9 protein-coding genes are annotated in these 13,611 nt (G+C 62.3%); 4 read left to right on the top strand and 5 right to left on the bottom strand.

Translation table 11 applies throughout. The annotated features are described in order from the left end of the window. The first annotated feature begins 15 nt into the window (after positions 1-15). The 4 genes from KGB07_RS28640 (at position 16) to KGB07_RS28625 (ending at position 6,635) form a co-directional block, all read left to right on the top strand. Positions 16-2,535, top strand: coding sequence for an efflux RND transporter permease subunit (locus KGB07_RS28640; protein ID WP_223467389.1), 2,520 nt, complete (start codon positions 16-18; stop codon positions 2,533-2,535). Between the two features lie 6 nt (positions 2,536-2,541). Beyond that, positions 2,542-4,320 carry an acyl-CoA dehydrogenase C-terminal domain-containing protein gene (locus tag KGB07_RS28635; RefSeq protein WP_223467387.1) on the top strand — a complete coding sequence of 593 codons (1,779 nt, stop codon included), beginning with the start codon at positions 2,542-2,544 and terminating at the stop codon, positions 4,318-4,320. Between the two features lie 24 nt (positions 4,321-4,344). Next, positions 4,345-5,988 carry a fatty acid--CoA ligase gene (locus KGB07_RS28630; RefSeq protein WP_046040254.1) on the top strand — a complete coding sequence of 548 codons (1,644 nt, stop codon included), beginning with the start codon at positions 4,345-4,347 and terminating at the stop codon, positions 5,986-5,988. Between the two features lie 299 nt (positions 5,989-6,287). Next, entirely contained in the window at positions 6,288-6,635 is a 348-nt protein-coding gene (locus tag KGB07_RS28625) for a potassium channel family protein (RefSeq protein ID WP_046040256.1), read from the top strand. A gap of 45 nt (positions 6,636-6,680) precedes the next feature. Here KGB07_RS28625 and KGB07_RS28620 read toward each other — a convergent pair whose 3' ends face one another. The 5 genes from KGB07_RS28620 to KGB07_RS28600 form a co-directional block, all read right to left on the bottom strand. Beyond that, on the bottom strand, positions 6,681-7,721 hold the full coding sequence (locus tag KGB07_RS28620; protein ID WP_046040258.1) for a DMT family transporter: 1,041 nt from the start codon (positions 7,719-7,721) through the stop codon (positions 6,681-6,683). A 259-nt stretch (positions 7,722-7,980) separates the two neighbouring features. Next, positions 7,981-8,202 (bottom strand): formate dehydrogenase subunit delta, encoded by a 222-nt coding sequence (locus KGB07_RS28615; protein ID WP_223467385.1) that lies wholly within the window; start codon positions 8,200-8,202, stop codon positions 7,981-7,983. After that, positions 8,199-11,081 carry a formate dehydrogenase subunit alpha gene (gene fdhF, locus KGB07_RS28610; protein ID WP_223467383.1) on the bottom strand — a complete coding sequence of 961 codons (2,883 nt, stop codon included), beginning with the start codon at positions 11,079-11,081 and terminating at the stop codon, positions 8,199-8,201. Before fdhF ends, KGB07_RS28615 begins: the two co-directional genes overlap by 4 nt. Next, a complete protein-coding gene (locus KGB07_RS28605) occupies positions 11,078-12,637 on the bottom strand; it encodes a formate dehydrogenase beta subunit (RefSeq protein WP_223467381.1) in 1,560 nt (519 codons plus the stop codon). Before KGB07_RS28605 ends, fdhF begins: the two co-directional genes overlap by 4 nt. Continuing rightward, the gene (locus KGB07_RS28600; RefSeq protein WP_046040265.1) at positions 12,637-13,113 is read right to left on the bottom strand and encodes a formate dehydrogenase subunit gamma; all 477 of its coding nucleotides are present in this window, start codon (positions 13,111-13,113) and stop codon (positions 12,637-12,639) included. The genes KGB07_RS28605 and KGB07_RS28600 overlap by 1 nt, the downstream gene beginning before the upstream one ends. Between the last annotated feature and the right edge of the window lie 498 nt (positions 13,114-13,611).

The raw sequence follows: 13,611 nt of genomic DNA, 5'->3' as shown, positions 1-13,611 counted from the left end.
AGCGAGAACCCAGACATGGGCAATATCAAACAAGACGCCATGCCGGTGATCCGCGATCTGCGGGATTTCGACCAGCGCTCCGGCAACCTCCTCGAGCGGCTGGTGTTCAACTACCGCCCGCTGTTCATGCTGCTGATGGCGCTCGCCACCGTGGTGCTGGGCTTCATGGCGGTGACTCGCCTGGAGTTGCGCCCAAGCTTCGAAAAAATGATTCCCCAGAGCCAGCCCTACATCCAGAACTTCCTGGAAAACCGCGCTTCGCTGCGTGGCCTGGGCAACTCGGTGCGGGTGGTGGTCGAGAACACCCAGGGCGATATTTTCGACCCCGAATACCTCGACGTGCTCAAGCAGGTCAACGACCAGCTGTTCCTCACCGAAGGCGTCGACCGCGCGTGGATGAAGTCGCTGTGGAGCCCGGCCGTGCGCTGGACCGAAGTCACCGAGGACGGTTTCCAGGGTGGCCCGGTGATGCCCGACAGCTATCAGGGCTCGCCCTCCGACATTGAACAGTTGCGCCAGAACATCTCCCGCGCCGGTCTGGTGGGCAGCCTGGTGGCCAGCGATTTCAAGTCGACCATGCTGATCGTGCCGCTGATGGACAAAGCCGCCGCCGGCGGCCAGCGCATCAACTACCACGCCTTCTCGCAGATGCTCGAAGAGCAGTTGCGCGACAAGATCGAATACGCCGGCGACAGCGCTGCGCGTAAATCCGGGGTCGAAGGCACCGGCCACTACAAGGTGCGGGTGATCGGCTTCGCCAAACTCATGGGCGACCTGATCGACGGCCTGATCCAGGTGATGATGTTCTTCGGCCTGGCCGTGGTCACCTCGCTGATCATCATCTACGCCTACACCCGTTGCGTGCGCAGCACCTTGCTGGTGGTCGGCTGCTCGCTGATCGCGGTGGTCTGGCAACTGGGCATCGTCGCCTGGCTCGGCTACGCCATCGATCCGTATTCGGTGCTGGTGCCGTTCCTGATCTTCGCCATCGGCGTGTCCCACGCCGCGCAGAAGATGAACGGCATCATGCAGGACATCGCCCGTGGCACCCATAAACTGATCGCTGCGCGCTACACCTTCCGCCGCCTGTTCATCGCCGGAGTTACCGCGCTGCTGGCTGACGCCGTGGGCTTCGCCGTGCTGATGCTGATCGACATCCCGGTGATCCAGGACCTGGCAATCACCGCCAGCATTGGTGTCGCGGTACTGATTTTTACCTCCTTGCTGCTGATGCCGGTGGCGCTGTCTTACATCGGTGTCGGCGCCAAGGCCGCCGAGCGTGCACTGAAAATCGACACTCGTGCAGAAAAGCACAAAGGCTTCGGCAGACTGTGGGACACGCTCGATCGCTTCACCACGGCCAAGTGGGCCACGGGCGCAGTAGTGGTCGCGGTGTTGATGGGCATTGGCGGTTACATGGTCAGCCAGAACCTGAAGATCGGCGACCTCGACAGCGGGGCACCGGAGCTGCGTGCCGACTCGCGCTACAACCGCGACAACGCCTACATCACCCAGCATTACGCGCTGTCCAGCGACCTGTTCGCGGTGATGATCAAGACCGCGCCGGAAGGCTGCCTGAACTACAAGACCCTGGTCCTCGCCGACCGCCTGGCCTGGGAACTGCAACAGTATCCGGGCGTGCAGGCGACCTCGTCCCTGGTCAACGCGGTTCGCCAGATCACCGCCGGCACCTACGAAGGCAACCCCAAGCTCAACAGCATCCAGCGCAACCAGGACGTGCTCAACTACGCCGCGCAACAAGCCTCGGTCAACTCGCCGGAGCTGTTCAACACCGACTGCTCGCTGATGCCGGTGATTACCTTCCTCAAGGATCACAAGGCCGAAACCCTGGATGCGGTGGTGGCGATTGCCGACAAGTTCGCCAAGGAAAACAGCACCGCGGATCGCCAGTTCCTGCTCGCCGCTGGCACCGCCGGTATTGAAGCCGCAACCAACATCGTGGTCCGCGAAGCCAACCGCACCATGCTGCTGTACGTGTATGCGGCAGTGACGCTGTTCTGCCTGATCACCTTCCGCAGCTGGCGCGCCACGCTGGTGGCGCTGTTGCCGCTGGTGCTGACCTCGATCCTCTGTGAAGCCTTGATGGTGGCCATGGGTATCGGTGTGAAAGTCGCGACCCTGCCGGTGATCGCCCTCGGCGTGGGTATCGGCGTGGACTACGCCTTGTACCTGCTCAGCGTGCAGTTGCACTTCCAGCGCCAGGGCCTGCCTTTGTCCCAGGCCTATCGCAACGCCGTGTCCTTCACCGGCCGTGTGGTCGGGCTGGTGGGCATCACCCTCGCTGCTGGTGTGGTGTGCTGGGTCTGGTCGCCGATCAAGTTCCAGGCCGACATGGGCATCCTGCTGACCTTCATGTTCCTGTGGAACATGCTCGGCGCGCTGATCCTGATTCCGGCCCTGTCCTACTTCCTGCTGCGCGAACGGGCCCCTCAGCCCGGTTCTGTCGCGGCAACCGAAAACGCTGAACCCACTGAACGTCCCGGCATGCCCCATGCCGTGACCACTTCCGAGTAAGCCAAGATGTCTGATTACAAAGCTCCCCTGCGCGACATGCGCTTCGTACTCAACGAGGTTTTCCAGGTGTCCCGGCTCTGGGCGCAATTACCCGGCCTGGCCGACGTGATCGATGAAGAAACCGCCGCCGCCATTCTCGAAGAGGCCGGCAAGATCAGCGGCGAAGTGATCGCGCCACTGAACCGCGCCAGCGACGAACAGGGCTGTACGTGGAACGACGGCGCGGTCACCGCCCCGGACGGCTTTGCCCAGGCCTATCAAGCCTTCGCCGAAGGCGGTTGGGTGGGTGTCGGCGGTGATCCGCAGTACGGCGGCATGGGCATGCCCAAGGCGATTTCGGCCCAGGTCGAAGAGATGGTCAACTCGGCCAGTCTGTCGTTCGGCCTGTACCCGATGCTGACCGCCGGCGCCTGCCTGTCGATCAAGGCCCACGCCAGTGAAGAACTGAAAGCGGCTTACTTGCCGAACATGTACGCCGGCATCTGGACCGGTTCGATGTGCCTGACCGAAGCCCATTCCGGTACCGACCTGGGCCTGATCCGCACCAAGGCCGAACCCCAGGCCGATGGCAGTTACAAGGTCAGCGGCAGCAAGATTTTCATCACCGGTGGCGAGCACGACCTGACCGAAAACATCATCCATCTGGTACTGGCGCGACTGCCGGACGCACCGGCCGGGCCGAAAGGCATCTCGCTGTTCCTGGTGCCGAAAGTGTTGGTCAACGCCGACGGTTCGCTGGGTGAAAACAACGCGCTGTCCTGCGGCTCCATCGAACACAAGATGGGCATCAAGGCCTCTGCCACCTGCGTGATGAACTTCGACGGCGCCACCGGCTGGATCGTCGACGCACCGAACAAAGGCCTGGCGGCCATGTTCACCATGATGAACTACGAGCGTCTGGGCGTCGGCATCCAGGGCCTGGCCCAGGGCGAGCGTTCGTACCAGAACGCCGTCGCGTACGCCCGTGACCGCCTGCAAAGCCGCGCACCGACCGGCGCGCAGCACAAGGACAAAGCGGCCGACCCGATCATCGTGCACCCGGACGTGCGCCGCATGCTGCTGACCATGAAAGCCTTGAACGAAGGCGGCCGTGCGTTCTCCAGCTACGTGGCCCTGCAACTGGACATCGCCAAGTACAGCGAAGATGCACCGACACGCCAGCGCGCGCAGGATCTGGTATCGCTGCTGACCCCGGTGGCCAAGGCCTTTCTCACCGACATGGGCCTGGAAACCACCATCCACGGCCAGCAGGTCTTTGGCGGCCACGGTTACATCCGTGAGTGGGGCCAGGAGCAACTGGTGCGCGATGTGCGCATCACCCAGATCTACGAAGGCACCAACGGCATCCAGTCGCTTGACCTGGCCGGACGCAAGATCGTCGGTAGCGGCGGGGCGCTCTACCGTTTGTTCGCCTCGGAAATCCGCAACTTCACCGCGACTGCCTGCGCGGACCTCGGCGAGTTCACCCAGCCGTTGAACGCCGCCGTCGACACCCTCGACGACCTGACCGCGTGGCTGCTGGACCGGGCACAAAACAACCCGAACGAAATCGGCGCGGCCTCGGTCGAGTACCTGCACGTGTTCGGCTACACCGCGTACGCCTACATGTGGGCACGCATGGCCAAGGCCGTCATGAGCGGCGATGCCGAAGACGATTTCTACACCAGCAAACTGGCCACCGCGCGTTTCTACTTCGCCCGGTTGCTGCCGCGTATCCACTCGTTGAGCGCATCGGCCAAGGCCGGCAGCGACTGCCTCTACGAGCTGCAAGCCGATCAGTTCTGATCGAAAGGACAAGGAACCTTAAACATGATGGCGACAAAAATAATTCCGCCCGCCGACGGCGCCTATGCCTATCCCTTGCTGATCAAGCAATTGCTGCTGTCCGGCGTGCGCTACCAGCCGGGCCGGGAAATCGTCTACGCCGACAAGCTGCGCTACAGCTACGAGACCCTCAACAAGCGTATTCGCCGCCTGGCCAATGCGCTGACGGCGGCTGGGGTCAAGGCCGGTGACACCGTGGCCCTGCTCGACTGGGACAGCCACCGTTACCTGGAATGCTTCTTCGCCGTGCCGATGATCGGCGCGGTGCTGCACACCGTGAATATTCGCCTGTCGCCGGAGCAGGTGCTGTTCACCATGAACCACGCCGAGGATGACCTGGTGCTGGTGCATGACGATTTCCTGCCCCTGGTCGAGCAGATCCACGGACGGCTGGAAACCGTCAAAGGCTACCTGCAGCTCACCGATGACGAGGCAACCACGACCTCGCTGCCGGTGCTGGGCGAATACGAACACCTGCTGTCCTTGGCCCCGGACCAGTACGACTTCCCCGATTTCGACGAGAACTCGGTCGCCACGCTGTTCTACACCACCGGCACCACCGGCGACCCGAAAGGCGTGTACTTCAGCCACCGGCAACTGGTGCTGCACACCCTGAATGCCGTCGGCACCCTGGGCGTCTATCAGGGCCAGCCGCTGCTGCGTTCCGACGACGTGTACATGCCCATCACGCCGATGTTCCACGTGCATGCGTGGGGCGTGCCTTACGTCGCGACCCTGATGGGCATCAAGCAGGTCTATCCCGGCCGCTACGAACCCAATAGTCTGGTCAAGCTGTACCGCGAAGAGAAGGTGACCTTCTCCCACTGCGTGCCGACCATTTTGCAGATGATCCTCAACTGCGAAGAAGGCAAGGCGACCCGATTCGACGGCTGGAAAATGCTCCTGGGCGGCAGCGCGCTGACCCTGGGCGTGGCCAGCGAAGCCAACGCCAAAGGCATGGTGGTGCATGCCGGCTACGGCATGTCCGAGACCTGCCCGTTGCTGTGCCTGACCTACCTGCGCGATGAAGACCGCCAACTGTCCGCCGAGGCCCAACTGCCGACGCGCATCAAGACCGGCACGCCGGTGCCGCTGGTCGACCTGAAGATCATCGACGCCGAGGGCAACGATGTGGCCCATGATGGCGAGTCCCTCGGTGAAATCGTCGTCCGTGCACCGTGGCTGACCCAAGGCTATTTGAAAGAGCCGGAAAAAGGCGCTGAGCTCTGGCTAAACGGCTGGCTGCACACCGGCGACATGGCCTCGATCGACCCATTGGGCGGAGTGGAAATCAAGGACCGCATCAAGGACGTGATCAAGACCGGCGGCGAGTGGATCAGCTCCCTGGAACTGGAAAGCCTGATCAGCGAACACCCGGGCGTGATGTCCGTCGCCGTGGTGGGCATCGTCGATGAACAGTGGGGTGAACGCCCGATGGCCATGGTCGTCTGCGAACCGGGGCAATACCTCGACCGCAAGATCCTGGAGGTGCATTTGCAAGCCTTCGTCGACGGTGGGCGCATCAACAAATGGGCGATCCCCAAGCAGTTCAAGTTCGTGACCGAAATCCCCAAGACCAGCGTCGGCAAGATCAACAAGAAGCTGATCCGGGACACTGAAGCGAACTGAGGGGTAAACCTGCCACCATTGTTGTAGGAGCGAGCTTGCTCGCGAAGGTCGTTAACGATAACGCATGCTCACTGGTTAAACGCCGCGTTCTCGAGTCCATCGCGAGCAAGCTCACTCCTACAAGGAATTTAGCAGCAGGCGGTTTCTGGATAGTTTGCGGGGCGTCATCTTTGTCATAGTCCTCGGCAAAGATAACGCCCCGTCGGTCGCAGTTTTCAGCGCTTGTGCCAAGCTGAACGGGGTATTGAACCGCCGTGCATTCAATTGCCGGTCAGGCAAACCCCACGGAAGCCCACGACATGAACTTCACCCGTGCATCCAACGTCCGCAAAGAGTTCTACAAAGCCGTCTGGTTCTATTTCAAAGTGGTGTGGCCGATCTTCTCGATACTGCTGTTAGTGATCGTTGCGATTGGCCTCATCATCGCCCAGCTGGAGGGGTGGAGCCCTGATGACGGTGTCTACTTTGCCTTCGTGACGGGCCTGACCATTGGCTATGGAGAGCTGGTGCCAAAACTGGGTGTGTCGCGAGTGCTGGCGATCCTGCTGGGTTTCAATGGCGTGCTGATGACCGCGACATTCGCGGCGATCAGTGTCCGGGCGATTGAAGTGACCGTGACGGCGTCACGGCAGAAGGACGTCGAGTAGGGCGGTGATGGCCACGGCCATTTAAATGGCCGCAGCCTCCGGGGCTCAATGCGAGTGCCGGTGATGGATGTCGGGAAAGTGCGGATGACTGTGGACGATCGGTGAGTGTTGGTGAACATGGCGGTGCGGTTGTACACCATCCCACTCAAAGTCATGTTCATGCTGATGATGCTCATCATGGACGTGCTTGTGGTCATGGATTTGCGGTTCGTGCTGATGCTCGTGTAAGTGACTCTCGGTCAGATGAATCCAGACGCCAAGCCCCATCAGGCCGGCAGCGATCCAAAACACCCAGGTCACGGCTTCACCGAAAAACAGGATCGCTATCGCGGCTCCCAGGAACGGCGCCGTGGAAAAGTACGCCCCGGTCCGCGCCGTACCAAGCCCCCGCAACGCCAGGACGAACAGCACCAGACTAACGCCATACCCCAAAAAGCCCACCAGCAGGGTTGGCCCAAGAAGCGACCACTCTGGCAGGTGCATACCCAGCGCGATCCCCAGCGTGCAATTGACGGCCCCTGCCACCAGCCCTTTGGTGCCAGCAATAAACAACGCATCCGACGCAGACACCTTGCGGGTGAGGTTGTTATCGATGGCCCAACAAAAACACGCCACCGCCACCGCAACAGGCCCCAACCAGCCATGAGCCTCTGCCGAAGTGCGAGGCCACGCCAACAACACGCCACCGGCAACAATGGCCACCATCCCCGCGACAATGCGCCGGTCAGCGTTCTCCCTGAAGACCACCCACGCCATCAGTGCGGTCAACACGGCTTCCAGGTTCAGCAACAGTGATGCGGTGGTGCCAGAGGTGAGGGTGAGTCCAAACATCAATGAAACCGGACCCAGTACGCCACCGAACACAATGGCCCCGATGAACCACGGCCATTCAGGGGCTGTAAGGCCTGTCGGCTGCCAGCCACGATCACGGATCAGGCGGGTGAGCGTCAGCCCGACGCCGCTGCCCAGGTAAAGCAGGCCGGCGAGGAGGATGGGGGATACGTTCAAGCCTAGCCACTTGGCCAAGGGCGTGCTGGCGCCGAACAGGGCAGCAGCGCCGAGTGCGTAGAGAATGCTTTTGGTCATTGTGGTTCCGGGGCTCAGGGGAGGCAGTCGTGAACAGGATACGCTTAGTGCCGCAAATGAGCGCCTGTGGCCTGTCCACACAACACAACCCCCTGACACAACCCCCTGTGGGAGCCTAATGCTGTTCACTTAAGGACGAACACTGTATCTGTGGCGAGGGAGCTTGCTCCCGCTGGGGCGCGAAGCGGCCCTAAAATGGGACTGCTGCGCAGTCCAGCGGGAGCAAGCTCCCTCGCCACAGTTTTTTTCAGCCAGCAGGCTAAGCCTCCCAACCCGTCCCAGTCACCGCCGCCTGCACCAGCGGGTGCAAGTCCGCCCCCTGGTGTTCCGTCTGCCAGGCCAGCAATTCCTTGCGCATGCTCGGCGCCCAGTACATCTGCATATGATTGCGCACGCTGAGCACCGCCTGTTGCTGGTCCGGCTGGCTGGCAAAGTACTGGGCGATCTGGTTGGCCATCTTGATCAGGTTGTCAGTGCTCATCGGCGTACCTCGGCTTTGGTCCCGCGTTCATGGCGACGAGCGTCAAGCAGGCGCTGTTGTTCGTCGCTGAACTCCTGGAAGCGCTTCTGCCACTCCGAAGGGTGATAAACCCGGCTGACTTCCACGGCGGTGACCTTGTACTCCGGACAGTTGGTGGCCCAGTCGGAGTTGTCGGTGGTGATGACGTTGGCGCCCGATTCCGGGAAGTGGAAGGTGGTGTACACCACGCCCGGGGCGACCCGTTCGGTGATCCGCGCCCGCAATACGGTCTGCCCGGCGCGGCTGCCGATGCCGACCCAGTCACCTTCATTGATGCCACGGCTCTCGGCGTCGGTCGGGTGGATTTCCAGGCGATCTTCGTCGTGCCAGGCGACGTTGTCGGTGCGCCGGGTCTGGGCGCCGACGTTGTACTGGCTGAGGATGCGCCCGGTGGTCAGCAGCAGCGGATAGCGGCTGTTGACCTTTTCCTCGGTGGGCACGTAGCCGGTGAGCATGAAGCGCCCCTTGCCGCGCACAAACTCTTCGATGTGCATGGTCGGCGTGCCGTCCGGTGCCTCGGCGTTGCACGGCCATTGCAGGCTGCCGTGGCGGTCCAGTTCGGCGTAGCTGACGTTGGTGAAGGTGGGCGTCAGGCTGGCGATTTCATCCATGATTTCTGACGGATGTTTGTAGTTCATCGGGTAACCGAGGGCATTGGCCAGGGCCACCGTGCCTTCCCAGTCGGCCTTGCCGCCCAGAGGGTCCATGACCTTGCGCACCCGGGAGATGCGTCGCTCGGCGTTGGTGAAGGTGCCGTCTTTTTCCAGGAACGAGCAGCCCGGCAGGAACACGTGGGCGAACTTGGCGGTTTCGTTGAGGAAAATGTCCTGCACCACTATGCATTCCATGGCCGACAGAGCCGCGGTGACGTGCTGGGTATTGGGGTCGCTCTGGGCGATGTCTTCGCCCTGGCAATACAGGCCCTTGAAGCTGCCGCCCAAGGCTGCCTCGAACATGTTGGGGATACGCAGGCCCGGGTCGGGTTGCAGGGTGACGTTCCAGGCCTGTTCGAACTGCGCTCGTACCACCTCGTTGGAGACGTGCCGGTAGCCGGGCAGTTCATGGGGGAAGGAACCCATGTCGCAGGAGCCCTGGACGTTGTTCTGCCCGCGCAGCGGGTTCACACCCACGCCTTCGCGGCCGATGTTGCCGGTGGCCATGGCCAGGTTGGCGATGCCCATCACCGAAGTACTGCCCTGACTGTGTTCGGTGACGCCCAAACCGTAGTAGATCGCCGCATTGCCACCGGTGGCATACAGGCGCGCAGCGGCACGGATGTCGGCAGCGGGTACACCGCAGATTGGGCCAAGGGCTTCCGGCGAGTTATCCGCACGGCTGACGAACTCGCTCCACTGGGCGAAATCGCCAGGCTCACAACGGGCGTCGATAAAGTCTTGTTTGAGCAGTCCTTCAGTCACGATGACGTGGGCCAGTGCGTTGAGCATGGCGACGTTGGTACCGGGGCGCAGGGCCAGGTGATACTCGGCGCGGGCATGCACCGTATCCACCAGATCAATGCGCCGTGGGTCGATGACGATCAGCCGCGCGCCTTCACGCAGGCGGCGTTTGAGTTGGGAGGCGAACACCGGGTGGGCGTCGCTGGGGTTGGCACCCATCACCAGGATCACGTCGGCCTGCATCACCGAGTCGAAACTCTGGGTGCCGGCGGACTCGCCCAGGGTTTGTTTCAGGCCATAGCCGGTGGGCGAGTGGCAGACCCGCGCACAGGTGTCGACGTTGTTGTTGCCGAAGGCGGCGCGCACCAGTTTTTGCACCAGATAGGTTTCTTCGTTGGTGCAGCGGCTGGAGGTGATGCCACCGATGGAGTCGCGACCATATTTTTGCTGCAGCCGACGGAATTCACTGGCGGCGTAGGTCACCGCTTCATCCCAGCTGACTTCCTGCCAGGGGTCGCTGATGTTTTTGCGGATCATCGGCTTGGTGATGCGATCCGGGTGGGTCGCATAGCCCCAGGCAAAGCGCCCTTTGACGCAGGAGTGGCCGTGGTTGGCCTGGCCGTTCTTGTCCGGAACCATGCGTACCAACTGGTCGCCTTTCATCTCGGCGCGGAACGAGCAACCCACGCCGCAATAGGCACAGGTGGTGATCACACTGCGTTCGGGCTGGCCCAGTTCGACCACGCTTTTTTCCATCAGAGTCGCAGTAGGGCAGGCTTGCACACAGGCGCCACAGGACACGCATTCGGAGTCGAGGAAGTTCTCGCCACCGGCAGCGGCCACCCGGGATTCAAAACCACGCCCAGTAATCGTCAGGGCGAAAGTACCCTGGGTTTCTTCACAGGCGCGCACGCAGCGGTTGCAGACGATGCACTTGCTCGGGTCGTAGTCGAAGTAGGGGTTGGAGGTGTCCTTCACGTCGGCCAGATGGTTCTCGCCTTCATAGCCGTAACGCACTTCCCGCAGGCCGACCTGACCGGCCACGGTTTGCAGCTCGCAGTTGCCGTTGGCCGAGCAGGTCAGGCAGTCCAGCGGGTGATCGGAGATGTACAACTCCATGACGTTGCGCCGCAGGGTCGCGAGCTTGGGCGTCTGGGTGTGTACGCTCATGCCTTCGCTGACCGGCGTGGTGCAGGACGCCGGATAACCGCGCATGCCGTCGATCTCCACCAGGCACATGCGGCAGGAGCCGAAGGCTTCCAGGCTGTCGGTGGCACAGAGTTTGGGAATGGTGGTGCCCAGCAGCGCGGCGGCGCGCATCACCGAGGTGCCTTCGGGCACGCTGATGCTGCGGCCGTCGATGTTCAAGGTGACTTGCACCTGGCTGTCGCGGGCCGGCGTACCCAGGTCAATGTCGGTTTTCGGGTCGAAGAGAGTGATCATTGTTCGGCCTCCGAGGCTTGCAGACCGAAGTCAGCGGGGAAGTGCTTGAGGGCGCTGGCCACGGGATAAGACGTCATGCCGCCCAACGCGCACAGCGAACCGTATTGCAGGGTGTCGCACAGGTCCTTGAGGATGATTACCTGCTCATCGCGACTATTCTGGTCAGGCGCGGCCAGCAGACGGTCGATCACCTCGACGCCGCGCGTCGAGCCGATACGGCAAGGCGTGCATTTACCACAGGATTCCTCGGCGCAGAACTGCATGGCGAAGCGCGCCATGCGGGCCATGTCGAGGGTGTCGTCAGCCACCACCACACCACCGTGACCGAGCATCGCGCCGATGGCCATAAAGGCTTCGTAATCCAGCGGCGTGTCGAATTGCGAAGGCGGAACCCAGGCGCCGAGCGGGCCGCCCACCTGCGCAGCCTTCAGCGGCCGACCACTGGCGGTCCCGCCGCCGTAGTCTTCCACCAGCTCCCGCAGGGTCAGGCCAAAGGCACGTTCCACCAGCCCGCCGTGACGAATATTGCCCGCCAGTTGAAACGGCATAGTGCCCAGGGAGCGGCCCATGCCGTAGTCGCGGTAGAACTGCGCGCCCTTGGCCAGAATCAGCGGTACCGAGGCCAACGTCAGCACGTTGTGCACCAATGTTGGTAGACCGAACAAACCCTGCAACGCCGGAATCGGTGGCTTGGCGCGAACGATCCCGCGCTTGCCTTCGAGGGAGTCCAGCAGCGCGGTTTCTTCACCGCAGATATAAGCACCGGCCCCGACCCGCACTTCCATATCAAAGGCCAGTCCGCTGCCGCCAACATCGGCGCCCAGGTAACCGGCATCTCGGGCGATGTTCAACGCTGCACGCAACGTGGCCACGGCATCCGGATATTCCGAGCGCACATAGATGTAGCCGAAAGTGGCGCCGACGGTAATGCCGGCAATCGCCATGCCTTCAATCAGCAGGAAAGGGTCGCCTTCCATCAACATGCGGTCGGCAAAGGTGCCGGAGTCGCCTTCGTCGGCGTTGCACACGATGTACTTCTGCACAGCCTGAGTGCCGCGCACCGTGCGCCATTTGATCCCGGCGGGGAAGGCCGCGCCGCCACGGCCACGCAGGCCCGAATCGAACACCGCCGTCGCGGTCTGCTCGCCGCCAATGGCGATGGCCTGGGTCAAACCCTCGAAACCGCCGTGGGCCCGGTAATCCTCCAGGGACAGCGGCCGGGTAATGCCGGCACGGGCGAACAACAGGCGTTGTTGAGACTTGAGATAAGGCAATTCTTCCACCAGTCCCAAGGCCAGCGGATGAGCGGACGGCACGCCTTGCAGTGCATCAAGCACCGACGGCACATCGGCCGCCGTCAGCGGGCCGAAACCGATCCGGCCTTGCGGGCTGTCCACCTCCAGCAACGGCTCCAGCCAATACAGGCCGCGCGAACTTGTGCGCTGCATCTCCAGCGGCAGATTGCGTTCCCGCGCCTGAGTGATCAGGGCCACCGCCACCTCATCGGCACCCACGGCACGGGCAAGGGAATCACAAGGCAGATAAAGAGTCGGCATCACGCGTCCTCCCGGCAAGCGTCGAGCAACGCATCCAGACGCTCGGCACTGAGCCGCGCATGCACCCGGCCATCCAGTTCCAGGGCAGGCGAACAGGCGCAGGCTCCAAGGCAATACACCGGACGCAAACTGATGCTGCCATCAGCACTGCTACCGTGATCGTCCAGTTGCAGACGCTCGCGCAACTGCGCGGCAAGCTGCTCCGCGCCACGGCTCTGGCACGACTCGGCCCGGCACAGCCGCAGGATATGCCGCGCAGGCGGCGCGGTACGGAAGTCATGGTAAAAACTGATCACCCCGCGAACCTCGGCCTGGCTCAGGTTGAGGGCATGGGCAATCTCGGGAACGGCGACATCGGGGATGTAACCGATGCGCTCCTGAATATCATGAAGAATGGGCAACAGCGCACCCGGGGTGCCCTTATGGCGCTCCAGCAGACTGTTGACCACAGGCAGGTGCAACATCTCATCAGGCATTCAGCAATCCTCACGGTCACGGACAAACCAGGCGGTCGTCGGTTGTCCGAAAGTGTCGGCTGCGGCATTCACACCACGTCACGGTATCGTGGCATCTACAGACCGTCGGCCAGGGCACCCTGAGCGGGCATCTTGTTGCGCCCGGCACGGTCTTCGCCGCGCCTCAATAGGGGCATAAAAGCCAGATTGCCACGCGGCCCTTGATTCGGCCGCACCAGAGCGACGTGTTTGGTTCTGTCTACGACCTTGTATTGAGTCTAGAAGAATGAGGCATCAGGCGCTGTAGCGGAGGGGAGGTTGCAGAAGTTATGCACAGCGGATTGCCTGTGGAGAAGGTGACGATCAAGCCCACTGGAAGCACCCGGAGGCTGGAGGGTGTCCTAGATTTTGTGTAAACGGGATTTTTATTAAACCGTTAACAGACGATCTTCGAACTGGATACTGAAGCGATTCAAGGCCGCTTTCCAGTCCCGGATCGGCATCGTCCACTTCTTGCTG

It is taken from the genome of Pseudomonas sp. GL-RE-26 (genome assembly GCF_019956275.1).
Taxonomy (GTDB): domain Bacteria; phylum Pseudomonadota; class Gammaproteobacteria; order Pseudomonadales; family Pseudomonadaceae; genus Aquipseudomonas; species Aquipseudomonas grandcourensis.
The sequence above is the reverse complement of the archived record's forward strand: the minus strand, read 5'-3'. Positions and strand labels throughout refer to the sequence as shown.

Bases quoted from the DNA above. Each gene is read 5' to 3' on its own strand.
- KGB07_RS28640 (WP_223467389.1), top strand. From the start codon at position 16: ATGGGCAATATCAAACAAGACGCCATGCCGGTGATCCGCGATCTGCGG.
- KGB07_RS28635 (WP_223467387.1), top strand. From the start codon at position 2,542: ATGTCTGATTACAAAGCTCCCCTGCGCGACATGCGCTTCGTACTCAAC.
- KGB07_RS28630 (WP_046040254.1), top strand. From the start codon at position 4,345: ATGATGGCGACAAAAATAATTCCGCCCGCCGACGGCGCCTATGCCTAT.
- KGB07_RS28625 (WP_046040256.1), top strand. From the start codon at position 6,288: ATGAACTTCACCCGTGCATCCAACGTCCGCAAAGAGTTCTACAAAGCC.
- KGB07_RS28620 (WP_046040258.1), bottom strand. From the start codon at position 7,721: ATGACCAAAAGCATTCTCTACGCACTCGGCGCTGCTGCCCTGTTCGGC.
- KGB07_RS28615 (WP_223467385.1), bottom strand. From the start codon at position 8,202: ATGAGCACTGACAACCTGATCAAGATGGCCAACCAGATCGCCCAGTAC.
- fdhF (WP_223467383.1), bottom strand. From the start codon at position 11,081: ATGATCACTCTCTTCGACCCGAAAACCGACATTGACCTGGGTACGCCG.
- KGB07_RS28605 (WP_223467381.1), bottom strand. From the start codon at position 12,637: ATGCCGACTCTTTATCTGCCTTGTGATTCCCTTGCCCGTGCCGTGGGT.
- KGB07_RS28600 (WP_046040265.1), bottom strand. From the start codon at position 13,113: ATGCCTGATGAGATGTTGCACCTGCCTGTGGTCAACAGTCTGCTGGAG.